Source organism: Nocardia sp. NPDC050630 (genome assembly GCF_044457245.1).
Lineage (GTDB): Bacteria > Actinomycetota > Actinomycetes > Mycobacteriales > Mycobacteriaceae > Nocardia.
On sequence record NZ_JBITGN010000019.1, the window covers coordinates 1 to 24,609 of the forward strand.

Here is a 24,609-nt window from a genome sequence, read left to right on the forward strand (position 1 = left end):
CCGGTCGGGGGGGGGGGGATGTGGTCTTCCGGATGCGCGGTCACCCGGGCCGTGGGGGGTTGTGGGGTGGGGGGGGGTGGGGGGCGCTAAACCCCTTTTTGCGCCCCCACCACCAGAGAACTGCGCTGCAAGAAACCACCGTGCCCGAAGGATCGGGCCCAAGGGTTCCTGTTTCGTCGTAAAGCGCACGCGTGGGCCTCCTCCGATCCTACTCAAGGAAGGTTCACCTAAGTCAGCGGGCGGCTGAGCGGGAGAAACGGTACGAGCAGTTGCAGTCGACAATGGCTCGGCCAGTGTATGTACCAAGCCCTGGACGGAAGCGGCACCTGAAGCAAGCGGAAGTTGATGAGATCGTGGCGCGGTACCGAGCCGGCAGGCACTCAACTCAACTTGCCAAGGAGCACGGGTTGGCGAAGGAGACCGTCCTGAAGCTGCTGCGCGCCAACGGAGTGAAGATACGCCGCCAGGGGCTATCGCCCGAGCAGGCCGCAGAAGCCGAGTGGTTGTATACCTGAGGTTCACCCCGAACCGGGGACAGTGTGGCATCAGTTGCGGAAGCGTGGGGTAAGGATGCGGGATTCGCATGGGAGGGAGAAGTAGCCGGATCGCAGCCCGGTGCCATGGGCCGTCAGCCGATCACCTCGTCAAGCCAAGCTCCGAAATGCGGGAAGGTACGCGCAGGGGACTGCGGTAGCACAAGCGCTAACTCGCAAGAGCTACTTTGGAACGATCCGCCAGGAGCGGCTTCACCAGGCTCAACAACCCCTCTGCGGAACAATCGTCGGTGGTCACAGACTTTTCGAGATCGTCCTCAAGGTACAGGCCGGCTCGCCATCCCTGGTGGTCCGCGCGCTCCCAGGCGAGAAGTTCGTCCTTGTCGGTGGCAAGCACGCGATGATCATCGTCAATAATGATTTCGATGGCTTCGCAGCCGCCACCTGTGTCAGCAATTCCAGCGACGTAGCCGTGGTTGGCGAGCAGTTCCAGGGCATCCGCGTATTGGGCTTCAGCAGTCTTTGAGTCGTCTACTTTTGGTGTTTCTATATGGGTTTGAGGGTTGATCATGTTGCGTATCTCCGCTTACCATTTATCTAATCTTATTATAAGAGAAAGCCATCTATTTTGCTATAGTTTGACCGAAAAAGATGTAGTAGAAATAGCTACGCGATTTAATTTATCAACCTTAACATCAGCGCATGGAGTAGCTGCTCAGCAGCCTCGAACGTAGACACTCCCTGTCAGTAAGCTGGAAAATGACCGTCGAACAGCTGATCCCAATAGTAAAACGCAAGAGAGTTGTTGCCACTCTTGTGCGCCGAAGCCGCGTTCGTTGCCCGCACGGAAGCAGTACCGAGCTTCGATAGAGCGTCGGCTTTACTCGCGTCACTAGAACACGGATGAATCCGCCCGGTTGTGCCAGTCGGATCGTTCATAGCCGCGAGGTCGTCACCTAGGAGCCTACTCAGAAATATGGCCAGATCATAAGCATATATAACAGTGGACTGCTCCCTAGTATATTTCGCCGCACGCATCTCAAGGTAAAACGACGAAATTGGGACGTTGCGATAGTACTTCCACGCCTTGATCAGCCTGGCGAAAGACTTAGCATACCCCTCACTCGGTGTCTGATTGCACTCATTGACGTACTTGAGATGCGCTTCGGGCGTAGATTCGAGCCATTCAGTGGTCAAGCCCGGGATGAGAAACTTCATCTCGCCTTCTCGAACCGTCTCCTTCGGAAAAGCTGGAATTACCTCGCACGTCTCATATCCAGAACCAAATTTCACCACAACTGCTGGGCGTCGCACTTGTACGACAGTGTTCGGAAATCGCAGGATCAAGGCATCTCGGACCGCGGTCAGGGTGCTCGACGAGTACTGAGGCGGGGTTGTTTTTAGCGATGTGAAATAGTCGACATCGCTGAAACCCTTTACCCCGGTGCCATGATTAAACGAGCCGCTCTCAAACATTCGGTACAGACCGAACGATGAATCCATCTTGTTGTAAATAGACTGACGATGGGATGATGCTACTGATCTATCTGCCGCGCTTGGCGTCAGTTGGCCGATGAAGGTCTTGAATGCCGCCGCTGGATCAGTTGCCATTTCTTTCCCCATCATCGTCTGCCGCATAACTCTGTCCACCGTCTGAAATATTTCGGCTGCCACGCCAGTGTGCGTATCGCGATGGTATATCGGCAGTCTTATTAATCTCATCGCGGCGAGCAGTCAGCTCTTGCAATTCGGCACGAACGTCGTCGTAGGATTTCACCGAAAGGTCGATTTCGCGCAGCTGTCGGGCAGCAGTTTGCACTTCGAGGTAAGCGTTTGCGGCTCCATGAGCCTGCTGCGTCCGGCGATTACCATTGAGTAGAGTCACAAGAGCGCCTAGTCCAGCCGAGCCGAGTGCCAAGTAGGCGGCCATAATACGATTAGCTGCATCAGCAAGGCCAGTGGCTCCGGAAACTGCTGCCAGAACAGCGGCGGGCACTCCAACCAACAAATTGATGCCGCGCCACAATTTCGCCTGCTCGAACTGTCCTTGAGTACTATACATGGCGCTCTCCTCCAGTCGATGCAGCTCCTTTTCGATGGCAGTCTTGGATGCCGACTCTTCTTGGGTGCTCATCGCTCGACAGTCTCAACCCCAAAAGGCGTCCCCAAGAGAAATGTTCTGCGCTGATGCGTAGTGGTGTGCGCCATAATTGAGACCTTCCTTACAACTTAGTTAACAGCGAGCCAAAATTAAAGTCAACTTCAAGATATCCCATCCCCCCAAAAACATTTCTCGGTAGTCGGTCAGGCGTTGCCTAACTCAACGCGCGCCAACCTGACCATGGCCGTGGTCCACAATCACTACGAATGCAAGCCAACCGATGAGCAGCCTGCTCCCGGTCCTTCGGATTTTCAGTTGCACTCTGAGCGGCCATCGTCGTCATCCGGAACTCCCGGATATCACGAAGAAGCCCGAAACCCACCCAATCCGTGACGTCATACCCATATACATCGCAGAACTCGGCATACTGTTTCGCACTGATCCAGCCGAACGACGTCTGCTTGATCGCCGTATGCACCAAATCCCACTCCGGCGGCCCGATCGAGGTTCGCTCCAGATCGAGCAGGATCACCCGGCCGTCGTTCGTCGAGACGACGTTGCCAACCCACGCATCACCATGAATCACGCACCACGGCAAGCCCTCTGGCAGCTCGTCCCACCGCTGGCGCAGCTCCGCCAGGTATTCGCGCATCCACTGCCGATCGCCATCGGACAGGATCGAAGCGGCCTCGATCCGCTCTTCCAACCGGACGAACGGCGCCAGCTCGCCAAGCGTGAAATCCGCCGGCGGTGCCAGGGCATGCAGCTGCTTGAGCGCGGCAGCTACCTGGGCAGGTGTCCCGTGCTGATGGGGTGGCAACTCGCGCCAAAACGTCACTGACCGGCCATCGACCTCCACCGGCTGTTCGATATGAGGGATCACCTGGACAGCCTGAATGCCGGAATTCTCCAGCCATCGGGCTACATCAACCTCACGCCGGGCGGCCGTCCGTTGCCCTGTCCGGCTGATACGTACCACTACGTCACCGGGCAGTTTGTAGATGGCGTTCTCACTGAGGCCCAGCAATTCAGCGCCCTCAGGATCGAGTCCAACCGCCAGACACGCAGTACGCAGCACCGACAACACTTCGTTGTCTGCCAGCTCCGCGGTCATACGCTCGCCAAGGTCGAGCCGATGCGAGATCGAAGCTCCTCGACTTCCGTTGCCCCACTGTGCGAGTCGGCAAAGCTGGCCAACTCGCGAAGGTCATCAGCAGCCCGCCGCGATCGGATATGTCCAGCATCGACAAGGGCCGCGGTGCCGAAACTCGCAGCTTCGGCGGGATCACCTTTCGCCATGGTCAGTGACGCCAGCTTGATACCCGAGATCGCCCGCGATCGGACATATGACTCGGTGTGCCCATCTACCGCCGCTTGCAGCCTCGAACGAGCCTCGCTGACGAACCGCCCGCCAAGGGCCAGATCGAACAGCGAGTGGCCAGTATCGCCCGAGTGCTGTGCTGCGTCGTAGTACGCCATCCAAGGCGGATCGTCCTCGGGTGAGGCGTGTGAAAACTCCTCGTCCGCCTGTCCAACTGCCCTGATCGCTTCCTCGACCCGTTGCAGCTTCGCGAGTGCCCGTGCTCGTGCAGCGTTCAGCATGGCGCGCTCGGTGGCCGTCAGCCGATCAGAGCGCACCATTGCCAGCTCGATGAAGGTCAGTCCGGCGTCGGGATCACCGCACCAGATCGCCTGACGAGCCATCGACGAGAGCACCTTGCCCCGGAGGTGCCAATCGCCGGCCTCTTCGGCGCAGGTCCACGCCAACCGAAACATACTGCGAGCATCACCGTGCGCGTAGGCGTCGAAGGCCATGAAACCCGCGGTATGGCCAAGGAAGCCAACCGCGCTTTGAAGGTCAGCCCGATACTTCTCCGCGCATCGAGCGTTGAGCAGACTCACGGCATACCGCAGTTGCGCACCCACGGCTTCACGCACCAACCCGCCACCGTAGGTGTGGTCCCAAGTGCTGAACTCGCGGGCCGCCGTACGGATCTGCTCAATCTCGGCCGCGCCAACCAGCGACGGCACGGGAGTGGGCTCGATGGTTCTCAGCAGCTCGATCAACGGTGCAGCAGCGCCGGTCGCCGTGACGCCGAGAGCCGCACGGAGAAAGTCCTGGCGTTTCACATCATCGAGCGTAGCGACGTCACTGCCTGGCAGTGAGTGGGTGGCGTTCTGCGACCGCCTGAATGAGGCTGCGCCCGAATACAAGACACGGATCTGGTACCAGCCGACGTATGCCCGACGCGACCAGATGGAGCGCTACGCCGCCGAGGGCTACCAGGGATGCATCGGCCGGACGCTGGATCGGATCTCAATCTTTCCGGATGGTCGCTGCTACGTCTGCTCGTATCTGTTCGACACCGATCTGTACTTCGCCCAGATGGTCGACGGCCAGGTCCAGCTGAACCACGGCGCCAACGAGTTCGATCTGTTCACCAACGTGCTCAGCGAAAGCTCCTGCGGGGGCTGCAAATCGGCCGGTTGCATGGGCGGCTGCCCGGCCGAAGAGGTCGTCATGGGCGAATCGTCCTGCGCGGCCTACGAGGACATCGTGCCCGTCTGCCGTCTGTGGAAATCCAGCGCCAAGCCTGAGGAGTGAACCGAAATGGACGATATGGACCGCGTGGTCGAGGAACTGTGCTGGATCGACTGGGACGACATCGACGAAGTGGAGCAGACGACTCGGGCGGTACTGGACGAGCTGGCGGCGAATCCGAGCGTTATCCGGGGCCGGCTGAACGACTTAGCGAACCGGCCGGAGCTGATGGGCCTCTGCGAGCACTACGACATCCTGGACAAGATCGTGCTGGCCAGTGAGGACGATCCGGGGGTACGGGTCCGGCTGCACGTGTTCTTGCCGGGGTACTTCGACCGGCCGCACAACCACCGTTGGAGCTACGCGAGCCGGATTCTGTGTGGCCACTACCGGCATTACCTGTTTGGCAACACAGAGCTGGACGAGCAGGTGGAGCCGAGCAAGCTGCCGGTGCTGCATGTTCGGGAGGAGCCGGTGGGCGCGACGTACGCCCTGCACCACTCGATGGTGCATGCGGTGGTGGCCGAGCCGTTTACGGTGAGCCTTGTGGTCCGCGGGCCTGCGGTCAAGGACAAGTTCCTGGTGATGGACGGGCACACGAACGAGGCGTGGTGGCAGTACGGGGCGAAAGATGAATCCGACGTGGAGGCCAAGGCGAAGCAGATGAACCGAAGGCGGTTCGCGGAAGTGACTGGGTGGTTGGAGAAGTGGGGAGTGTTCTAGCGAGTGCCGTTGGCTACCGCTGCGCCCTGCCGGACTGAGAACCGGCCGGGCGCAGCCGCAGGCACCACCGAGTCGAGCTCGCTACCCCTCATCGGCCGGTAGCTTATTCTCCATCAAAGCTACGAGGGTGTTGAGCATATCCGTGATCCGCTGTACTACTGACTCGAATGCCTGAAGGTTCGTCATGGCCACAATTCCGAGATCGTGTCGCGCTTTCGGCGCATCCGCTCCGGCGAGATGCGCAACTCCGCCTTTCGATCGAAACTCCCAAAGATGTCGAAGGATGGCAGTGCAATTTTCTTCGTCACCCAGCTTTTCTGCAAATCGTTGAAGCAGGCTGAGCGAGCGTTCACCTTTCTCCGCTCCTTCGAGGTAGGTTTTAAGTGGCGCTGGGTCAACCGCGTCGATCATGGTGATGGGCAAAATGAGTAGGGATTTTCCCAGCGATATAGGGTCCTTATTCAGGGGCCCGATCATTGATTCCCACTCTGCAGCAGTGTCGCCAGTCAACTCCCGCCAGAGAGGTTTGCCAAGCAACTTTTCCGATATGCGCGTTGCCTTTTCTCGGGCGCGGCGAAGGTCGCCGGGTATGTCTTTGGAATTCGCCCATTGATTCAGGAAATCCCTCCTGAAACGTCCCTCTTCCATTTCTCCTTCGGGCTCGACGTTGTGCCTCAGCCAATGCGCCCACTCGTCCGAGGGCACGCTTCGCCCAAGGTCGCCAAGATACACCTCCACCAATCCCACAGTATTAAAGCTGATATCGACACCCCACAAGCTCAGGCAAGTGAGACGAGTTGCGGTGATCCTTTAGGTGTTCGGCTCAGCGGCGTATGGTTGCAGAACTTCGCGATTGAAATAGATGGGCGTCAAATAGTGCAGTCGTTCACCGTCGCGGTCGAAATATGTCCCTAGCTTATCTGGATCGCACGTGTGTTTAAGTGGAGTATGCGTTTCTGGGGCGACGCCGTAGATAAACGAGGGATAGTCGCTGTCCTGTTCGCGGTCTTCAAATCTTGGTACGCGCGGTTTACGCAATCCAGTGAGTATGTATCGGCCCATCGCGAATGAAAAGGACGGACGGCTCAGCATGCGATCGGTCAACGCACCGAAGTGCATATGCGCCCACTCGTTCTTGAACGTATCATCAACCCGTTCAAATTCCGGCCCGTCAGCATACCGCATGAATTCGACCTGCATTACAGCGCTTTTTCCAGACGCGGCAAGATATTGCCTAAATTCCAGTGCTCGTACCTCGATAGTCCATCTGTCCGCCGTGAACTCATAGCGGATGAGATCACACTTTCGACCCGCGCTGTTCAGATACTCCCAGCTCGTTATTAACTGGATGTGCATCCCAGTACCAGAGGAAGGGATATGCGACTTCGACTACTGGAAGTCCTGCCCCCGTTGGCAGCCGTGCCTGCACAAAAAATTCAAGGTCCACGTCGTTTTCGCTCTTGAAGAGACCCGTGTCGAATCCGCCATTCGCCCAGACCTCGATGCTTCCGAGATAGCGTCCAACCCATTGGGTGTCTTCGAGCGCGTCCGGGGCATGATCAGGTGCCACCAAGACACACCCGCGCCCCTCCCGAATGTCGGCGTTAGACGTGAGCTGCTCGATCGTCAGCCATCCGGTGGGCTGCGTCGTCACCGTCTGTAGCGCATCAGCAGGCCACAGGGCTGCAGGGTATTCGCCAGCGGGTTTCGTCCACAGATCGGCGAGGGTGTCGTTGCGGGGCCGCTCCGTAAATCCGCGGATGGATGGCATGCTCACTCGCTCAGCTTATGCAGTGGCACCGACAAACAGCGTCAGGCTTCAAACACTCGATGTCACCACTGCGGCAACAGGTTTGCTTGGCGCACCATTTCGTGAAGTTCGTCCAGGTTAGGCAACGGGGCACCCTGGGACCGGTAGCACCGCAGTGCCCCACTCGCCGACCCGGACGTCATGCTGCGCCCCATCGACCAACCATCCCGTAGGCCATAGAGTAGCCCCGCCGAGAACGCGGCCCCCGCACAGTGCGTATGCCGAACCTCTACCGGAAACGCCAGCACGGCAACTACTTCCGAATGGCTTACTGCCACCGCGCCGAAGGAACCAGCCGTCACGATCACCCAGTCCGCGCCCGTCTGCTCTCGCAGCGTGGCTGCGACGGCCGGGGCCTCCAGGTGCTCGGCGTCATCGACGTTGGTCTGGATAAAGAGGTGCGGGTAGCCGGCCACGGCCGCCGCTACAGGCTCGGAAAGGTTGGAGCCGCCAAGGTTGAGGAGCAACGGCAACTTGGCCGCGTGGCCAGCTTCGATCACGCGCAGAACTGCGTGCTCGATGATTTCGTAGCCATCGACGTACAAGAACGAGGCTGTGGCGATCGGCGCCAGGTCCACGTGCTCCAGGCTGGCAACGACATCGGGCAGATGGGCGAACCATGTGCGGGAGTGAGCATCGTCGGCAGCCACGACGATCCGCGGTGTGGTGGCTCCTGGAGTACCGGCAGGAGGCGTCACGTGATGCTCGGTGAGCCACTGCCGTACGAAGTGGCCGTACTCGTCGTCTCCGATCTCGTTGGAAAGGAGGCGAACTGGCGCTCCCATCGAGGCGAGCGCCGCCGCTGCCATGGGTCCGTCTGCTGCCACGGATCGTTCGATACTGCTGATGGGTGCCCCGTGGTTGACCCGTGGGAACTGGGGCACGGTCCATAGCTCCGCCAGCGCCAGGTAGCTGACACACACCACCGGACCGGACCGGAGCGTCATCGTGCTACCAGCTGTAAACCGAGAAGGGCTGGCTCTTGGCGATGTGCTGCATGGCCACCCGGCAGTAGTCGATCATGTGATCGGGCAACGCATCGGTCGAAAACCATTCCAGCGCAGCACATTTATCCGGCTCGCGGTTGTCGGGCTCGCCCTGCCAATTCTGCACGGTGAAGAAGAACGCTATCCGGCCGCCGGACGAGGAGTTGTGCATGATGTGCGAGAAGTGAACGTCTTCGGGCTTAATGCTGACGCCGATCTCTTCTTCGGCTTCGCGGATCAGGGCAGTGATGACGGATTCGTCGGCTTCGAGATGGCCGGAGGGCAGATGCCACGCGCCATCCTCGAAGCCGGTGTTTTGGCGCTGGCCGAAGAGCACTTCGTTGCCGCGGCGCAGCACAAGGTGAACATCGCCAGTGACCTTGTGGCGGCGGGTATCTGAGCCGTGAGCTTGCTTGGTGACTGTGTCAGTCATGAAGTGAAAATCCCCTCTTTCCATAGTAGTTGAGCTGGGGGTTTGCAACAAGGAACGAGCGAGCGAGGCCAGCCTAATGCCCACGGTGGTGGGGGAATATACGCCGGACGTATACCGGGCCACCGCATCGGCACATGGACCCGTTGACGCGCCCGATTCACCCTCGTACCAGGCAATTTGGCCAACAACCGAAACGGGATGGCGGATATGCGGAATCCGCGCCACATTCGGATCGAATCCGGTGAGCTGAAGAAGGACTACCAAGCATCAGCGGAGCAGGCGCAAAGCGTGGCCGATGAGCTGACGCAGGGATCGCCTGGAGTTGTTGTCACGGTTGACGACTACGTGACGGAGGACCTCCCGACGTTGCCGTGCGCCCGTCTTTGGGAGTGATCCATGTCGATGTCAGATCGCGCGAACTATAGGACGTTTGTGCAGGCGGATGGCCGGTTGGCCGAGTTCATGTGCCAGGTGTACCTCATGGACTTGACGGTCGAGCGAGCTCGGGAGCTTCGGTATATTCACCGCTTCCGCTGTCCGGACGACTGCGTTGTTCACCTGGAGGCGGCGTACCTCTTGCTGCTGGACGAGGACGATCTGTAGCCGGATGTTGCTACTGGGATTGATTCTGTGGCCTGCGTCGGTGTTCCTCACGGCGGCACTGAGCTTTTGGATGGGGATGTCGCGGGGAAAGATTCATACACTGGGCAGGCATTCGGTCGAGCACTTCGAGCGTCGCAGTGGCGGTGACGACGCGTACCCCGCGGAGGACGACATTTACCTTCGGTCCAGGCCGGCGGTGGCGCCAGAGGTCAGGGGCGTGCGTGGGCGAGGCGAACGGAAACCTCGCCGCTCGCCGCGGGCTGAGGCGGATACTGAAGTACTGCCACGGATACAGGACATCTGGCCTCCGCTGCGGCAGACGCCGATTCGACGACCACCGTGGGTTGGGATGAGCGATACCGACCCTAATTCAGAACAGCAATAGCAAGCCCGCAGGACCGGAGCCCTCAGCTACCGATTCAGCCAGCATCAGTCTGTCGTCACGAGCAACTTTGCTTAGCGCAGCATGCGCGGTCGACCTCGCTTCTTCAATACTCTCTGTCGACCGCCGCCAGATTATTTCCGCCGCGTACGCTGTATTCAATGCGTCAGCATACCAATAATGACAGCTCGCTTTCGCGAATACTTTCGAGAGTTGACGAGCGCGTTTTGCCACCTCTTCGGCGGCTGAATGGTCAATTGCATCCAGCATCATCTTGAGCATGGATAGTTGATTTACAGCACGTCCTATCGGGTACATGCAAACAGATGCTAGCTTATTATATCTTTCCACAAGGAAACCGCCGATATCGGGAATGAGCACCTGAGACTTCAAACCGCAGAACATTGACTCAAACCAGGCAACCTGAAGGTCCGACGCAAACAGGTCTGTCGCCACATCTTGAAATGATTCACCTAACTCGTCAGGATCATCGAATGATCTTTCTTTATACCGACGTAGGCGTATTTCCATGTCGGTGATTTTCAACCACCGAATAAACTTCTCGACGAACCATACATCGAGAGCGCCAGATGTCCATGTCGATTCGGGATGCTCCTCCAGAAGATCCGAACCGTACTCGATATATTCTGCGGAAAGAAACACATCGTTGCTGAATACTCCAACCTCTACTAACCGCTGGACCGGCGCAAGTTTCATAGAGGACAAAGCTTCTTTTCCGTCGACTACATCACATAAGCGCAAAACTGGCTTCGAAGCTCTCCCGAGCCGTCGCCCATTGGCTTAGCTGCAAATCCTCAACGCCACTATAGTGATATGAAAGATATTGATCGTAACAATCGTCCGAAATACGCTCGCCGTGCTGCGGTACGGCATTGGAAACATCGGCAGCTTCAAGTGGTCGGACAAAGCTGGCGCTCATTAGCTCATGTTTCCGTAGATCAGGATAGCGCTTCTTGGCCTTTTTCGGAGTCGAATTGCCGAGGAATCCAATTTCGAGAGATTCACATATTAGCGGCCGCGGCCAGGTTCTCTTCTTATCGTTCTTCAAATCATGCTGGATGACACTATCAACCCACATCGGCATTTCCCGTGCCGCCAGATCCCCGTAATCGAAATACTTGGATGAGGACGGCGTGGTGGCCGACAGCCTCAAGCCACCATTCGACGACTTTCTGCGGGCCGCGAGGCGGCATCGAACGGGTCGCCAGGAAACGGCACTCGCGCCTGTGCTGTCGCTCAGTGCACGACGTACAGAGAAGGGCCTAGAGGCAGACACAAACCAGAGCCTCCGCGATGCGAAGGCCCTGGAAGGTCAACGGACAGATGAGCCTACGCTAACCGGCGTCTATTCGGACGTCGGTTTGAGTAAGACCACTGTGGTGGTGCTCAGAGGAATCCGAACAGCTGGCCTGCGACCCGCCGCATTTGGACTTCCTCGGCGCCTTCGGTGATCCGGTACCGGCGGTGATGGCGGTAGATGTGCTCGAACGGTTCGTGACGTGAGTAGCCGATGCCGCCGTGAACCTGCATCGCGCGGTCGGCGGCTTCGCAGACGAGCCTGTTGCTCCGGTAGTTGCACATCGAGACCATGTGGCCGATCGAGACTGCCGGCAGTCCCTCGGCCTTGCGCTCGTCGAGGTCGGCGGCCGTGCGGCGGATCAGCGTCCGGCACATCTCGGCTTCGGTGTGCAGCTCCACCAGGGGCCACTGGATCGCCTGCCGAGTGGACAGGGGTCGGCCGAAGGTGTGCCGCTGGTTGGCGTAGGCGACGGCGCGGTCGATGCAGTACTGCGCCGCCCCGACGCTGGCCGCGGCCTGCCGGATCCTGTTCTCGTGCAAGAAGGTCTGCGCGATGGACAAGGCCTCGTCTGCCGGGCCGAGAATCGCCGACGCAGGCACACGCACGTCGCGGAGCAGGACCTCCCCGTGGTCGGTGGGCATGTTCAGCGTCCACCAGTAGAAGGGGACCTCGAAGCCCGGTGCGTCGGTGGGGACGAGGAAGGCGGTGATCCCCTTCGCCGAGCCGGGCTCGCCGGAGGTCCGGGCGAAGATGAGAGCGTGGGTGGCCGTATGGATCCCGGTATTCCACCGCTTGGCCCCGTTGATGACCCAGTCGCCCCCGACCCGACGGGCAGTCGTCTCCAACCAGGTCGCGTCGCTGCCGTGTTCCGGCTCGGTCAACCCGAACGTCAGGCCCTTGCCGCCGGTGATCAGACCTTCGACGAGTTCCTCGCGTTGCGCCTCGGTGCCGAAGAGGTGGACCAGGTGCGCGAAAACGAGGTTGCCGACGACCGAGTGTTCGTTCTGCAGATCATTGTGTAATCCGAGACCCCGATGGGCGAGATGTTCTCGGACGGCGGCCATGGCGGTGTCGGAGCCGTCGCTGCCGCCCAGCTCCTTCGGCAGCGCATAGCGGTAGAAGCCGGCCACATCCGCCCGCCTGCGGACATCGGCGAGGAGCTCCTCCCACTCGGGACGGGGGAGGCCGTCGTTCTCGAAATCGGTGCGGGCCCACTCCCGGCGGTGGTCGAAGAAGCGGCGGTTGTCGTCTTGCTCTTCCATCGGGGTGATCTCGGTGTCGATGAATACGTCGAGCCGGTGGAGGAGGTTGGTCACGTCCGGCGGCAGTCCGTTGCTCATACCTGCCACCCGGTCTCGCGTCGGCTGGCCTGGATGCCCGTGGGATCGGTAGTCATCAGTCGTCCTCTTCCGTCTCTTCGGTGCCAATTCATTGAACGAGCGTTTGAAACAAAATATGGCGGTCTAGCTGGACTGTCAATGCTTTGTTAAACGATTGGTCGAAGAAGCTATGGTGTATACCCATGATTAGTGTCGAACAAGAGAGGGGGCGTCATGTTCTCGATGACGGCCGCCGAAGACGTCCTGTCCAGCACGCTCGAACGCGTGGCGGGTGCTTCGATCACGGGCCTGCGTCGGCTTTCGGCCGGGGCCAGCCGTGAGACGTGGGCGTTGGACGCCGGGGGGCGCGGGCTGATACTGCGTCGCGACCCACCCGAAGCGCCGGACGCCGCGGGAATGGCGCGGGAGGCCGACTGCTTCCGCGCGTGTGCGGGAGCGGGCGTCCCCGTTCCTGCCCTGGTGGCCCACGGCGACGGCTCGGACGGCATGGGCAGTCCCTACTTGCTGATGGAACGGCTCGACGGCGAGACGCTTCCGCACCGGCTGCTCAAGGATGACCACTGGGCTGCGGTCCGGCCGAAACTGGTGAGCCAGTTCGGCGAGATCCTCGGCCGCATCCATGCGATCGAACCCGCGCAGGTACCCCGGCTCGAGGAGCACCGCGACCCGCTCGCCCGTCTGCGCGAAAGTCACGCGGCCTTCGGTGAGGACCGGCCCGCGATGGAACTGATCTTCCGCAGGCTTGCCCGGACTCGCCCGGAGCCGGTCTCGTTCACGCTGGTCCACGGCGACTTCCGCAACGGCAATCTGCTCATCGACGACGGTGGGGTAGCGGCCGTGCTCGACTGGGAGCTCGCCCATATCGGCGACCCGCGCGAGGATCTCGGCTGGTTGTGTGCGCGTGCCTGGCGGTTCGGCATGGAGCCCGAGGTCGGCGGGTTCGGGTCCTACGACGAGTTGCTCGAGAGCTACGGACGGGCGACGGGGAACATCCCGGATCCCGAGGCGGTGCGCTGGTGGGAGGCCCTTGCCTGCGCCAAATGGGCTGTGTTCTGTCGCATGCAGGCCGAACGGCACCTCGGGGGGACCGAGCAATCGGTGGAGATGGCCGTGCTGGGCAGGCGGATGGCGGAGGCGGAACACGACGCTCTGCTCGCTCTCGGTCTCACCGACGCGACGGTGGTCGTGGACCCGCTCCGCGAGTCTGTCGCCGCCGAACATCCCGCCGTGTACGACCGCCCGACCGTCGACGAACTGCTCGACGCCGTCACCAGCTTCCTGCGGGTGGAGCTGAGAATCGAAGACCCGCGCAGCGTCTACCTCGCCAAGGTCGCCGCGAACGCGCTCACCATCGTCCGCCGGGAATTGCGGCTAGGACCGGGGGAGAGGGCCGCGCACCGTGCCCGGCTGGCCGCTGTCGGCTGTGCGGACGACGGTGAGCTGGCCGCCCGCATCCGCAATGGTGCGGTGTCGGACGAGGACCCCAATGTCCTTGCGGCGGTGCGGAGTTCGATCACGGCGCAAGTAGCTGTCGCGAACCCGCGCTACCTCGCGCCCGCTGGCCGCGGCCGCGGAATGTGACGCCTACCTGGTCTCTCGCGGCGCACTGGTGTTCCGCGGCAGCCGGGTCTCTCGATCGGTGAACGGTCCTATCGGTGGTATCGCACCGCGTCGAGGGCGATTTCCTGGTATCGCCGGACGATCTCGTCCGGAACCAGTGGCCCGTCCGGTCGGTACCAGGTCGCGACGGCAGTGCAAGCCGTGGTCACGAATCGAGCCGCATCCTCGGGGTGTGGGGCCGTGAACACCCCGCGGCGCACGCCGTCGCGCACCACCCGTTCGAAGATTCGCTGCTGAACGTCCCGCTTGGCCACCACGACGCGCAGTGAACCGGGGTCGAGCGAGCGCAGCTCGCTGTTGCCCAGCATGCTCTCCCGCTGCGCTTCCAGATGCATCCGCACATGGGCATCGACGATCGCTCGAAGCCGGTCGGCCGGATCGTCTCCGGCGAGATCGAGTGCCTGCTCGGTGGCCATGACGAGCATGTCGAGCCCGCGGTCGAGCAGGATCGCGAGCAGCTCCTGCTTCGAGCCGAAATGGTGGTACAGGATCGCCGCGCTGGTACCGGCCGCGGCGGCGATGTCGCGCACCGAGGTGCCGTGGTAGCCCTGTGTCGCCATCACCTCGACGGCGGCGGTGATCAATGCGGCAGCGGTCGGCTCATCGCTCGGCAGCGTGAGAGTGGTGGATGGAAGCCCGGAGCCCGGGCGTGACTTCTCCGCGTTGACCATGCTGCTCACCCTAGGCGATCTGAACGATCGTTCGAAGGTCGGGCAGGGTGCACCGCCGATCGCTCTGGCTTGCGTTGAAAAGGCGTTCGATACCGACCGTCGGCGGCCAGATCGTCGATGCCACGTTTACGACCGGCGCGGCGCAGCGCAGCAGCGATTCGGGCCTTGGTGAGCCGGATCGCGTGCGCCGGCGTGGGCGCGATGGCGAGGATCGTGCGGGCCTCCGATTTGGCCAGGTTCATCCCACACCAGCCGAGGACCCGCGCTGTAGGTGACTCTTTGGTCATCGACCTCTAGCCCAACCTGCTGCGCGCGGCCGCGCGGTAATGGAACAGGACGGGCGGACAGGGTGGGGGCTACGGGTGGTTGACGAGCCGACCGTATGCGGGATACCGTCATACAAATCATGCGTCTGCGGAGGTGACACGACTCGATGTGGTTGATCCCCCGGACAGTGAGGTAAGGCGTGGCGGACCTCAACGATGCGGTAATCGTGGTCACCGGCGGTGCTGCGGGAATCGGTGTGTGTGATGCGAGTGCCTGCCACTTTTGTCGGTGGGCGTTAGCCGCAAAGGGACGCAGGCCGCTGTTTTGAATCAACGAGGATCGTAAGGAACGCGTTATGGGTCGTGTGGTTTTCGTCCAGCCGGACGGGTCGAAGCAGGAGGTCGAGGCCGTTGACGGCCAGTCGGTGATGCAGGTGGCACGGGCGAATCTGGTGCCGGGGATTGTGGCGGAATGCGGGGGTGAGTTGTCTTGTGCGACTTGCCATGTGTTCGTGGACGAGACGTGGGCGGGGCTCCTCCCGGAGCGGTCGGATGACGAGGTGGACATGCTCGAGGTGGCCGCGGAGGAACCCACGGAGTGCAGCAGGCTCTCCTGCCAGGTCAAGTTCGACGTCGCCCTGGACGGGATGGTTGTGACCATTCCCAAGACTCAGTAGTCGATCGGTCCCGAGCACGATGACGATTGGGCAGTCACATCCGGATGACCGCGTGGTAATCGTGGGCGGCGAGCGTGTCGTCCCCGCTCCATCGGCAACTCGCTGGCCGATCTCAAGGTGCGGCTCCGGATCGGGGAGCTGACACCGTCGCTCAGCCGATCTCGAGCACGCTGGCGAGTCGCAGCGGGATCCAGCAGGTGGATCGATCAGCTCTTCGCCGTGTCCGGGAGGTCGTCTGAGTGGTTTGTCCAGATGTGGGCGGGTCGGGGCCCGCCGGTTCCAAACTAGGAGAACGATGACGTCCCTGCGACCGCCGAGCAGTAACCAGCACTGGCTCGACCAGATCGACCGACACGCACACCTGACGCCGGACCGACCCGCGCTCGTGTTCGAGGGCATAACCACGACCTGGGCGGATCTACGCAGACGGGTGTCCGCCCTCGCGGGCGCCCTCGCGGACCGGGGGGTCGGGCGCGGGGACCGGGTCGCAGTGCTGATGAGCAACCGCCCCGAGTTCCTGGAGACCGTGTTGGCCGCCAACGCGCTTGGGGCGATCGCCGTGCCGGTCAACTTCCGGTTGTCCGCGGACGAGGTGCGGTTCATCCTCCGTGACAGCGGGGCGGTCGCGCTGGCCACGGACGCGGACCTCGCCGCGTTGGGCGCTGAGGTTCGCCATGCGCTGGCCGAGCCGGCGATCCTGCTGGTCAGCGGAGTCGAGGACGGGGAATTCGACGCACTGGCCGCGGGGCCGGCTCGCGAGCGCACCGTCGAGGTCGGCGAGCTCGACCCGGCGTTGCTCATGTACACGTCCGGGACGACCGGCCGTCCCAAAGGGGCGGTGCTCACCCACCTGAACCTGGCCGTGCAGACCCAGACGCTGGTCCGGTGCTGGCGGCTCTACCGCGGGGACGAGATCAACCTGTGTGCCTCGCCGATGTTCCACATCGCCGCGATCGCCGGCATCGTGCCGATGATCGCGACGGGCGCAACCACGGTGGTCATGCCGAGCGGCCGGTTCGATTCCGAGATCATGCTGGACACCCTGGAGCGCGAGCGGGTCACACATGTGTTCATGGTGCCGGCGCAGTGGCAGGCGGTGGTGGACGTGCCGGATGCGGGCAAGCGGGCCGCCCGCCTGCGGGTGATGTGCTGGGGTGCGGCGCCGGCGAGCGTTACGCTGCTGGAGCGAATGGCCGCGACCTTTCCCGGCGTGCCGAATGTCTGCACCTTCGGCCAGACCGAGATGTCCCCCGTTGCAGCCGTGCTCGACGGTGAGGACGCGATCCGCAAGATCGGCTCGATCGGTCGCCCGGTCCCGGCTGTGGACATCCGCATCGTGGACGCGGAGATGAACGACGTCCCCCGCGGCGCGGTCGGCGAGATCGTCTACCGGGGTCCCAGCGTCATGCAGGGTTACTGGAACCTGCCAGAGGCGACCGCGGACGCCTTCGCGGGTGGCTGGTTCCACTCCGGGGATCTTGTGCGCGAGGACGAGGACGGATTTCTGTATGTCGTCGACCGCAAGAAGGACATGATCATCTCCGGTGGGGAGAGCATCTACTGCGCCGAGGTGGAGAACGTGCTGGCCGCGCATCCCGCGATCGCGGATGTCGCGGTGGTCGCCGCGCCGCACGAGAAGTGGGGCGAGACCCCGGTCGCCGTGGTCGTCCCGCTGGATCCCGCGGCCCCGCCGTCGCTCGGCGAGATCACCGAGTGGTGCCGGCCGCGGCTGGCCGCGTATAAGAAGCCGACCCAGCTGCTGCTGCTCGACGCCCTGCCGCGCAACGCCTCGGGCAAGGTCCTCAAACCGGCGCTGCGCCAACAGGTGGCGGAGCACGTCGTCGCTATGGAGAGCACGTAACTCGCCGCCTCGTTGTTTGCCAGCCGAGCTGAGACCGAACTCAGTGTCATCAAGTTGTCCAGGAAGGACTCCGAATGGATTTCGAACCGAGCCAGCGGGCGCGGGATTATCTCGAACGCGTCGATGCGTTCATCGACGGTCGAGTCGCCCCCGCGGAGGCCCGTTACGAGCAGCAGCGGGCCGAGCTCACGGCTGCGGGTACCCCTCATGCGGTGCCGGGCGTTCTCGAGGAACTCAAGGCTGAGGCCCGCGCGCGCGGGCTGTGGAACCTGTTCCTGCCGCACTCGGCCGAGCCCGCTCACGGCCTGTCCGTCCTCGACTACGCCCCCCTCGCCGAGCGGTCGGGCTGGTACCCGCAGCTCGCGCCGGAGGCGATGAACTGCTCCGCGCCGGATACCGGCAACATGGAGCTGCTCGACCTCTTCGCGACCGATGCCCAGCGCGAGCGCTGGTTGGCGCCGCTGCTGCGAGGAGACATCCGCAGCGCCTTCGCCATGACCGAGCCCGACGTCGCGAGTAGCGACGCGAGCAACATCGGCACCAGCATCCGGATCGAGGGAGACGAAGTCGTCGTCAACGGGCGCAAGTGGTGGACCACCGGAGCGCTCGACCCGCGCACCGCGTTCTACATCGTCATGGGCGTCAGCAATCCCGAGGCCGACCGGTCGAGGCGGCACTCGTTCGTGATTGTGCCCGTCGATACTCCCGGTGTGTCGGTGGTCCGGGATCTGAGCTACTACGGATATACCGACCAGAACGGCCACGGCGAGGTCCGCTTCGACGACGTGCGCGTCCCCATCGCGAACCTGATCGGTGAGCCGGGAGCCGGGTTCGCCATGGCTCAGGCGCGACTCGGACCGGGGCGCATCCACCACTGCATGCGAGCGATCGGTATGGCGGAGCGCGGGATCTCCCTGATGAAGGAGCGGGCAAGGGAGCGGGTCACGTTCGGCCGCCCCCTCGCGAGCCAGGGCGTGGTCGGCGAGTGGATCGCCAACGCGCGCATCACCATCGAGCAGCTGCGGCTCCTTGTACTGAAGACGGCGTGGCTGATCGACCAACACGGGGCGAGCGCGGCGCGCACGGAGATCTCGGCGATCAAGGTGGCGGTACCGCGAGGGGTGAGTCGCATCCTTGACGACGCGGTGCAGCTCTATGGTGGCGCTGGCGTGAGCGGAGACACTCCGCTGGCGCTGCTCTGGGCGACGGCACGAGCGATGCGGATCGCGGATGGGCCCGACGAGGTGCACCTTCGGTCGATCGCTCGGACCGAGCTGGAGAAGTCATGAGTACTGATGCGTCGAGCGCGGCGGCTTCCGGAATGATCGGTCTGGAGCAGGAAGCCGTCGAGAAGTGGTTCGGGAGCGCGGTACCGGACGCGATGCCACCGCTGTCGTTCGAGTTGCTCGCGGGCGGATATTCGAATCTCACCTACCGGGTCGTCGATCAGCGCGGCCGATCCTGGGTCCTCCGCCGACCACCCGTCGGGCCGCTGCGCCCTGGCGCCCACAGCATGGAACGCGAGTGGCGCATCCTCACTGCCCTGCAGGCGAGCGCTGTTCCCGTCCCGCCGACGGCCGCGTTCTGCGCCGATCCGGGCGTGACCGGCGCCGAGTTCTACGTCATGGACCATGTCGAAGGGATCGTGATCGACAGCGCGGACAAGGCGGCAGCTCTCACAGCAAACGCGCGGCAGCGACTCTCCGACGAGTCCGTCGCCACCCTGGTGCAACTGCACCGAGTCGATCCCGGCGTGGTCGGGCGGCGGCCCGGTGTGCAGTCCGACTCCTATGTCAGCAAGCAACTAGAGCTGTGGATGCACCAGATTGCTGGTGCGGGCGCCCCCCGTACACAGGAGATCGTCGACGTCCACAGCATTCTCAGCGAGCGCAGGCTCCCACAGAGGTGGACCGGGTTGACCCACGGTGACTTCCGCCTGGGCAACATGCTGGTGTCGGCGGCCGGAAGGATCGAAGCTGTCCTCGACTGGGAGCTCTGGACAGTGGGCGATCCACTCGCCGACCTCGGCTGGCTTGCGGCGTGGTGGACCCTCGACGCCGATGACGGCTGGTCGCCAGGCCGCGCCGACGGGTTCCGCACCGCGGCGGAACTCGCCGCCGACTACCAGCGACTGACCGGCCGCGATACATCCGATGTCTCGTACTACATCGGCTTCGCGCTGTGGCGACTCGCGTGCATCAGTGAGGGCGTGTACGAGCGTTACGCGGCGGGAATGATGGGGACCCCACAGACATCGCTCGACGCGCTCGCCGCCCGACCACGGGAGCTGGCCGTAGCCGCGCGAGCGGCGCTGCTTTGACGGCAGACCTCGAGACTGCACCATCCGCCGAGCGGCGGCACCTGACCGTCTGCCGGGCAATGCGCCTCTCATTGCGGACACCACGCTGCGTTCGAACCGCGGTGATCATGGATCCAAGGGCCAGATCGACGGGATGGTCGACGATCTGCTGGGCGCGCCATCCCACTGGCGGCGAGTTCGCGCCACTGCCCTACCTGTCTACGGTGCGCATCGCTCGCTTGCATGGTCGACCGCTTCGCCCACGACTTCGGCCTCACCGGCAAGGGACTACCACGATGGCAGGTGATTGAGGTACTCGCCATGATCTGGGTGTGCACTCGGAATTCGCGACGATGCCGAGCCGCCGGACCCTCCCGACGGGACCTCAGACTCGCGGTCCTCATGCCCAGGCGCCGCTGCGGGACGGAACCGCGTCCGCCCCAGCCATGGGGCGGGACAGGAACCCGCGCCGCCAGGTGCCTGAGCTACCAAAGCATGTATCGACAGCGTCCACGGCTTGTGTTGGAAGTGGAGGCTGATCACTTGGGATGTCGTGCGCTCACTCCCGGCGACTGCGCCGTGTGAGGCAGGACTCGATCGCCTAGTTGTCGAGATTGCCTGGCTGTCATGTGAGCTAGGGCCCAATTCTTAGTTGACGAGCCTACCGTGTGCGGGATACCGTCATACAAAGCCTTGGTCCATTGAAGGCTGCGGTGATAAGCGGGTCACGGGTGATCCGCAGGACAGAGAGGCAAAGGCGTGACGGATCTCAAAGATGCGGTGGTCGTGGTCACCGGCGGTGCTACGGGCATCGGTCTGGCCCTTACCCGCGAGGCTGTGCGGCGTGGCGCCCGGGTGATGATCGTGGACGTCAACGACGCCGGTGAGACGGTCGCGGCTCTGCGTCAGGAAGGCGCCACCGTCGAGTCGACGATCGCGGATGTCACCGACGTGGCCGCCGTCCGGCGGGCAGCAGCCGAGACCGTTGAGCGCTTCGGTGGCGTCAATGTCGTGTGCAACAACGCGGGCACCGGGGTGTTCGGCCGACTGCAGGAAATCGCGCCGGAGGACGCGAGCCGCGTTCTACGAGTCAACGTGGAAGGTGCTTTCCACGTGATCCATGCTTTCGCCTCGGCCTTGCAGAAGTCCGCTGCCGCCGGTCGGCCCGCCTACCTGCTGAATACGGGGTCCGAGCACTCGCTGGGGGTCCCGCCGTACGTCGAGCCGATCAGCATCTACACGGTGAGCAAATATGCCGTGCTCGGCCTGACGATGACCGCGCACCGCGATCTCGGTCCCGCAGGCATCGGTGTCTCGCTGCTCGCTCCCGGCTGGACCCTCACCGAGAACGTCCGAGGCTGGGTCGATGCGGATCCTGAGGCCGCGGCAGCGATCACGCCGTACGCGCAGGAGCCTGCGGAGGTAGCTTCGATGGCCTTCGGTGGTCTGCTGGCAGGGACCAGGGTCATCGCTACCAACCCCCACAGCCGGGCGTTCGCAATGGAGCATGCGCGCAACCTCATGATCGACATTCAGCAGCTCCCCGTCGTCGAGGCTCCGTACGGCCACGTTCATGACGGCTCGGGTGACGCCAGTACCTGCCCGGTTGTCGGCGGGCGTTAGCTGCAAAAAGACGCGGTGGGCCGCTGTCGTGAATCAAATCGTAAGGAACGTGAACATGGGTCGTGTCGTTTTCGTCCAGCCGGACGGATCGAAGCAGGAGGTCGAGGCCGTTGACGGCCAGTCGGTGATGCAGGTGGCACGGGCGAACCTGGTGCCGGGGATCGTGGCCGAATGCGGGGGCGAGCTGTCGTGCGCGACCTGTCACGTCTTCGTCGACGAGCAGTGGGCGGGGCTGCTCCCGGACCAGTCGGACGACGAGGCGGACATGCTCGAGGTGGCTGCGGAGGAACCGACGGAGTGCAGCAGGCTTTCCTGCCAGGTCCATTTCGACGCGTCCTTGGACGGGATCGTTGTCACCATTCCCAAGACACAGTAGTCGAGCGGCCCGATTCTGATGACGATTGAGCAGCCACATCCCGACGACCGGGTAGTGATCGTGGGCGGCGGGCAGGCGGGCGCGGAGTGCGCGGCGTCCCTGCGGATGGCGGGGCACTGCGGCCCGGTGACGATCCTCGCCGAGGAGCCGACCTACCCGTACGCGCGCCCGCCGCTATCCAAGGCCTACTTGTCCGGTGCCGCGCTGGTCGAGGATCTGTACATCCGACCACCGGCCACCTACGTCCAGCAGGACCTCGACGTCCGACTCGGCACCCGGGTCACGGCTATCGACCGTGTGGATCGGTACGTACGGGTCGAGACCGGGCCGGACGTACCGTATGACCGACTGGTGCTCGCCACCGGGGGCCGGGCCCGCACGCTTCCGCTGCCCGGCGCCGAGTCGGCGCCGAATATCCACACTTTGCGGGGTCTCGCCGACATCGACGCGATGCGCGAACAGTTCAAGCCCGGCGCCCGTCTGGTGGTCGTCGGGGGAGGTTACGTCGGCCTAGAGGTGGCCGCGGTGGCGCGTAAGGCGGGCCTGCAGGTCACCGTTCTGGAGGCGGCGCCCCGGGTGCTGGCACGGGTGACCGCGGCGGTGGTGAGCGAATTTTACGAGCGGGTTCATACTGAGCAGGGTGTCGACGTGCGGACCGGTTGCTGTGTCAGCGGTCTCGAGTACACACCGGACGGGTGGGCCACCGGAGTCACCCTCACGGACGGCACGAGCCTGCCCGCGGATCTGGTGGTCGTCGGCATCGGACTGGTCCCCAACACCGAGCTCGCCGAAGAGGCCGGTCTGCCCGTCGACGACGGCATTCTTGTCGACGAGTACTGCCGCACCGCCGATCCGCGTGTCCTGGCCATCGGGGACTGCACGCGACACCCTTGTGCCCAGCACGGTGGGTTCCGCCGCCTGGAGTCGGTGCCGAACGCCACCGAGCAGGCCCGGGTTGTGGCTGCTGTGCTGACTGGTGCCCCGCGCGTCTATGACGCGGTTCCGTGGTTCTGGTCCGACCAGTACGACGTGAAGCTGCAGACGGTCGGGCTCTCGGCCGGCCACGATGAGGTGGTGGTGCGGGGGAGTGCCGACGCCGGGCGGTCGTTCACGGTCTTCTACCTCGAGAGCGGTGAGGTTCGGGCGGCTGACGTGATCAACGGGCCCCGAGACTTCATGGTCGCCAAGAAGTTGGTCGCCACACGTGCCCGTGTCTCGAGCGATCGGCTGCGGGACCAGGCGACACCACTCAAGCAGTGCCTGTGAGCGGAGAATTACGAGTACCGAGGGGACTGCGCTCAACCGTAGGCGTGGGTCTACGCGGGCCCGGGAGTTGTCGGCTGCGCACGGGCGGTCGACCTGGAACACCTCGGCCCGCTCGCGGGGCAGGAGCGGGTTTATGAGCCGACTGGGCTTGACGATTCCGCTCGAAAGTACAGTGCTCACACGGCAGCGCGAGCACCTCGATGAGATCGAAGCGGGCGGATTCACCGATCTGTGGTCGGCGGAGGCATCAGGTGCCGACGGATTCACCCCGCTCGTGGCCGCCGCGGTCAGCCATCCCTCGTTCCGGCTCGGCACGGCGATCGTTCCCGCGTACACCCGCAGTCCCGCGCTGATGGCGATGTCGGCCGCGGCCTTGGCCGACGTTGCCGAAGGGGAAGTGGTACTGGGCATCGGCACCAGTTCCGACGTGATCGTCGCGAAGTGGAACGGGCTGAGTTTTCGCGCGCCCTATCAGCGGGTGCGCGATGTGGCGACCTTCGTACGCCGCGCCCTGTCCGGCGAGCGGGTCGACATGGTCTGTGACAGCTTCAGCGTCAACGGGTTTCGGCTCGACCGGACACCGCGTCGGCAGCCCAAGATCATGATTGCCGCGCTGCGGCCGGGCATGCTGCGCCTCGCGGGAACAGTCGGAGACGGAGCGATTGTCAACTGGCTATCTCCCGTCGACGTCCACCAGGTTGTCCCCTACGTTCTCGAGGCCAACCCGCAAGCAGACATCGTGGCGCGGCTTTTCGTCATTCCCAGTCGAGATCTGACCGCGGTGCGTGCGACCGCCCGGCGGGCCATCGCGGCCTACCTGAACGTGCCGGTATATGCGGAATTTCACCGCTGGCTGGGCCGGGGCGAACAGTTGGAGCCGATGTGGCGGGCATGGCAGGCCGGTGACCGCGCGGCCGCGCTGGCCGCGATTCCCGACAAGCTCATAGACGAACTATTCCTTTACGGCACTCCCGCTCAAATCAGTACTCGTATAAGGGATTACGTCGAAGCTGGCGTCACTACACCGATCCTCGCGATCATGCCGCCCGCCGGAGAAGCACCCTCTTCCACCGCATCCATTGCGGAAATCGGACGGGCCTACACCGAGGGTTGCTGATCGGCTTCCATCAGCTCCGTTCGTCGGCACGCTGCGGCGGCGGCATCAGGCGTGTTGCGGTGATTCTTCCGCTGCAATGGTCGCGGAGATGTGAGGGA

Annotated in this window: 27 protein-coding genes; 13 read left to right on the forward strand and 14 right to left on the reverse strand. The window is 63.1% G+C overall.

Annotation, left to right across the window (positions count from 1 at the left end):
* The first annotated feature begins 281 nt into the window (after positions 1 to 281).
* Positions 282 to 515 (forward strand): helix-turn-helix domain-containing protein, encoded by a 234-nt coding sequence (locus tag ACIBG0_RS33285; RefSeq protein WP_397038039.1) that lies wholly within the window; start codon positions 282 to 284, stop codon positions 513 to 515.
* Between the two features lie 187 nt (positions 516 to 702).
* Here the strand turns inward: ACIBG0_RS33285 and ACIBG0_RS33290 are convergent, their stop codons facing one another.
* The 5 genes from ACIBG0_RS33290 to ACIBG0_RS33310 all read right to left on the reverse strand — a co-directional run bounded on the left by ACIBG0_RS33290 (position 703) and on the right by ACIBG0_RS33310 (position 4,725).
* A complete protein-coding gene (locus tag ACIBG0_RS33290; protein WP_397038040.1) occupies positions 703 to 1,065 on the reverse strand; it encodes a hypothetical protein in 363 nt (120 codons plus the stop codon).
* 173 nt (positions 1,066 to 1,238) lie between these two features.
* Positions 1,239 to 2,132, reverse strand: coding sequence for a nucleotidyltransferase (locus ACIBG0_RS33295; RefSeq protein WP_397038041.1), 894 nt, complete (start codon positions 2,130 to 2,132; stop codon positions 1,239 to 1,241).
* A complete protein-coding gene (locus ACIBG0_RS33300; protein WP_397038042.1) occupies positions 2,095 to 2,628 on the reverse strand; it encodes an SLATT domain-containing protein in 534 nt (177 codons plus the stop codon). Before ACIBG0_RS33300 ends, ACIBG0_RS33295 begins: the two co-directional genes overlap by 38 nt.
* A 181-nt stretch (positions 2,629 to 2,809) precedes the next feature.
* Positions 2,810 to 3,709 (reverse strand): phosphotransferase family protein, encoded by a 900-nt coding sequence (locus ACIBG0_RS33305; RefSeq protein ID WP_397038044.1) that lies wholly within the window; start codon positions 3,707 to 3,709, stop codon positions 2,810 to 2,812.
* Positions 3,706 to 4,725, reverse strand: a complete 1,020-nt coding sequence (locus ACIBG0_RS33310; protein WP_397038046.1) for an XRE family transcriptional regulator — start codon at positions 4,723 to 4,725, stop codon at positions 3,706 to 3,708. Before ACIBG0_RS33310 ends, ACIBG0_RS33305 begins: the two co-directional genes overlap by 4 nt.
* A 40-nt stretch (positions 4,726 to 4,765) precedes the next feature.
* Here ACIBG0_RS33310 and ACIBG0_RS33315 point away from each other — a divergent pair, with 40 nt between their 5' ends.
* Complete coding sequence (locus ACIBG0_RS33315; RefSeq protein WP_397038047.1) at positions 4,766 to 5,200, forward strand: hypothetical protein; 435 nt, start codon at positions 4,766 to 4,768, stop codon at positions 5,198 to 5,200.
* A 6-nt stretch (positions 5,201 to 5,206) separates the two neighbouring features.
* On the forward strand, positions 5,207 to 5,860 hold the full coding sequence (locus tag ACIBG0_RS33320) for a hypothetical protein (protein ID WP_397038049.1): 654 nt from the start codon (positions 5,207 to 5,209) through the stop codon (positions 5,858 to 5,860).
* A gap of 81 nt (positions 5,861 to 5,941) precedes the next feature.
* Here ACIBG0_RS33320 and ACIBG0_RS33325 read toward each other — a convergent pair whose 3' ends face one another.
* From ACIBG0_RS33325 to ACIBG0_RS33345, 5 genes are all read right to left on the reverse strand, one after another.
* Positions 5,942 to 6,598: a hypothetical protein gene (locus tag ACIBG0_RS33325; protein ID WP_397038050.1), complete on the reverse strand. Its 657-nt coding sequence runs from the start codon at positions 6,596 to 6,598 to the stop codon at positions 5,942 to 5,944.
* Positions 6,599 to 6,670: 72 nt separating this feature from the next.
* On the reverse strand, positions 6,671 to 7,060 hold the full coding sequence (locus tag ACIBG0_RS33330; protein ID WP_397038051.1) for a hypothetical protein: 390 nt from the start codon (positions 7,058 to 7,060) through the stop codon (positions 6,671 to 6,673).
* 97 nt (positions 7,061 to 7,157) lie between these two features.
* Positions 7,158 to 7,637, reverse strand: a complete 480-nt coding sequence (locus tag ACIBG0_RS33335; protein WP_397038053.1) for a hypothetical protein — start codon at positions 7,635 to 7,637, stop codon at positions 7,158 to 7,160.
* 56 nt (positions 7,638 to 7,693) lie between these two features.
* Positions 7,694 to 8,479, reverse strand: a complete 786-nt coding sequence (locus ACIBG0_RS33340) for a carbohydrate kinase family protein (protein WP_397038055.1) — start codon at positions 8,477 to 8,479, stop codon at positions 7,694 to 7,696.
* 142 nt (positions 8,480 to 8,621) lie between these two features.
* Entirely contained in the window at positions 8,622 to 9,089 is a 468-nt protein-coding gene (locus ACIBG0_RS33345; RefSeq protein WP_397038057.1) for an NUDIX domain-containing protein, read from the reverse strand.
* Positions 9,090 to 9,296: 207 nt separating this feature from the next.
* On the opposite strand from ACIBG0_RS33345, the gene ACIBG0_RS33350 reads away from it, so the two are divergent.
* Positions 9,297 to 9,482, forward strand: coding sequence for a hypothetical protein (locus ACIBG0_RS33350; protein WP_397038059.1), 186 nt, complete (start codon positions 9,297 to 9,299; stop codon positions 9,480 to 9,482).
* Between the two features lie 580 nt (positions 9,483 to 10,062).
* Here the strand turns inward: ACIBG0_RS33350 and ACIBG0_RS33355 are convergent.
* From ACIBG0_RS33355 to ACIBG0_RS33365, 3 genes are all read right to left on the reverse strand, one after another.
* A complete protein-coding gene (locus tag ACIBG0_RS33355) occupies positions 10,063 to 10,791 on the reverse strand; it encodes a hypothetical protein (RefSeq protein ID WP_397038061.1) in 729 nt (242 codons plus the stop codon).
* Positions 10,792 to 10,822: 31 nt separating this feature from the next.
* Positions 10,823 to 11,248, reverse strand: coding sequence for a hypothetical protein (locus ACIBG0_RS33360; protein ID WP_397038063.1), 426 nt, complete (start codon positions 11,246 to 11,248; stop codon positions 10,823 to 10,825).
* Between the two features lie 233 nt (positions 11,249 to 11,481).
* On the reverse strand, positions 11,482 to 12,735 hold the full coding sequence (locus tag ACIBG0_RS33365) for an acyl-CoA dehydrogenase family protein (protein ID WP_397038064.1): 1,254 nt from the start codon (positions 12,733 to 12,735) through the stop codon (positions 11,482 to 11,484).
* A gap of 213 nt (positions 12,736 to 12,948) precedes the next feature.
* Between ACIBG0_RS33365 and ACIBG0_RS33370 the strand changes: the two genes are divergently transcribed.
* Positions 12,949 to 14,316 (forward strand): phosphotransferase family protein, encoded by a 1,368-nt coding sequence (locus tag ACIBG0_RS33370; protein ID WP_397038066.1) that lies wholly within the window; start codon positions 12,949 to 12,951, stop codon positions 14,314 to 14,316.
* Positions 14,317 to 14,384: 68 nt separating this feature from the next.
* On the opposite strand, the gene ACIBG0_RS33375 is transcribed toward ACIBG0_RS33370, so the two are convergent.
* Positions 14,385 to 15,026 carry a TetR/AcrR family transcriptional regulator gene (locus ACIBG0_RS33375; RefSeq protein WP_397038068.1) on the reverse strand — a complete coding sequence of 214 codons (642 nt, stop codon included), beginning with the start codon at positions 15,024 to 15,026 and terminating at the stop codon, positions 14,385 to 14,387.
* Positions 15,027 to 15,648: 622 nt separating this feature from the next.
* Between ACIBG0_RS33375 and ACIBG0_RS33380 the strand changes: the two genes are divergently transcribed.
* The 8 genes from ACIBG0_RS33380 to ACIBG0_RS33415 all read left to right on the forward strand — a co-directional run bounded on the left by ACIBG0_RS33380 (position 15,649) and on the right by ACIBG0_RS33415 (position 24,511).
* The gene (locus ACIBG0_RS33380; protein ID WP_397038070.1) at positions 15,649 to 15,969 is read left to right on the forward strand and encodes a 2Fe-2S iron-sulfur cluster-binding protein; all 321 of its coding nucleotides are present in this window, start codon (positions 15,649 to 15,651) and stop codon (positions 15,967 to 15,969) included.
* Between the two features lie 295 nt (positions 15,970 to 16,264).
* Positions 16,265 to 17,830 (forward strand): long-chain-fatty-acid--CoA ligase, encoded by a 1,566-nt coding sequence (locus tag ACIBG0_RS33385; RefSeq protein ID WP_397038072.1) that lies wholly within the window; start codon positions 16,265 to 16,267, stop codon positions 17,828 to 17,830.
* 74 nt (positions 17,831 to 17,904) lie between these two features.
* Positions 17,905 to 19,119 carry an acyl-CoA dehydrogenase family protein gene (locus ACIBG0_RS33390; protein WP_397038074.1) on the forward strand — a complete coding sequence of 405 codons (1,215 nt, stop codon included), beginning with the start codon at positions 17,905 to 17,907 and terminating at the stop codon, positions 19,117 to 19,119.
* Entirely contained in the window at positions 19,116 to 20,150 is a 1,035-nt protein-coding gene (locus ACIBG0_RS33395; RefSeq protein WP_397038076.1) for a phosphotransferase family protein, read from the forward strand. Before ACIBG0_RS33390 ends, ACIBG0_RS33395 begins: the two co-directional genes overlap by 4 nt.
* Positions 20,151 to 20,888: 738 nt before the next feature.
* Positions 20,889 to 21,752 (forward strand): SDR family NAD(P)-dependent oxidoreductase, encoded by an 864-nt coding sequence (locus ACIBG0_RS33400; RefSeq protein WP_397038077.1) that lies wholly within the window; start codon positions 20,889 to 20,891, stop codon positions 21,750 to 21,752.
* A gap of 55 nt (positions 21,753 to 21,807) precedes the next feature.
* Positions 21,808 to 22,128 (forward strand): 2Fe-2S iron-sulfur cluster-binding protein, encoded by a 321-nt coding sequence (locus tag ACIBG0_RS33405; protein ID WP_397038079.1) that lies wholly within the window; start codon positions 21,808 to 21,810, stop codon positions 22,126 to 22,128.
* An 18-nt stretch (positions 22,129 to 22,146) separates the two neighbouring features.
* Positions 22,147 to 23,394: an NAD(P)/FAD-dependent oxidoreductase gene (locus ACIBG0_RS33410; protein ID WP_397038081.1), complete on the forward strand. Its 1,248-nt coding sequence runs from the start codon at positions 22,147 to 22,149 to the stop codon at positions 23,392 to 23,394.
* Positions 23,395 to 23,527: 133 nt separating this feature from the next.
* Positions 23,528 to 24,511, forward strand: a complete 984-nt coding sequence (locus ACIBG0_RS33415) for an LLM class F420-dependent oxidoreductase (RefSeq protein WP_397038083.1) — start codon at positions 23,528 to 23,530, stop codon at positions 24,509 to 24,511.
* Positions 24,512 to 24,609: the final 98 nt, after the last annotated feature.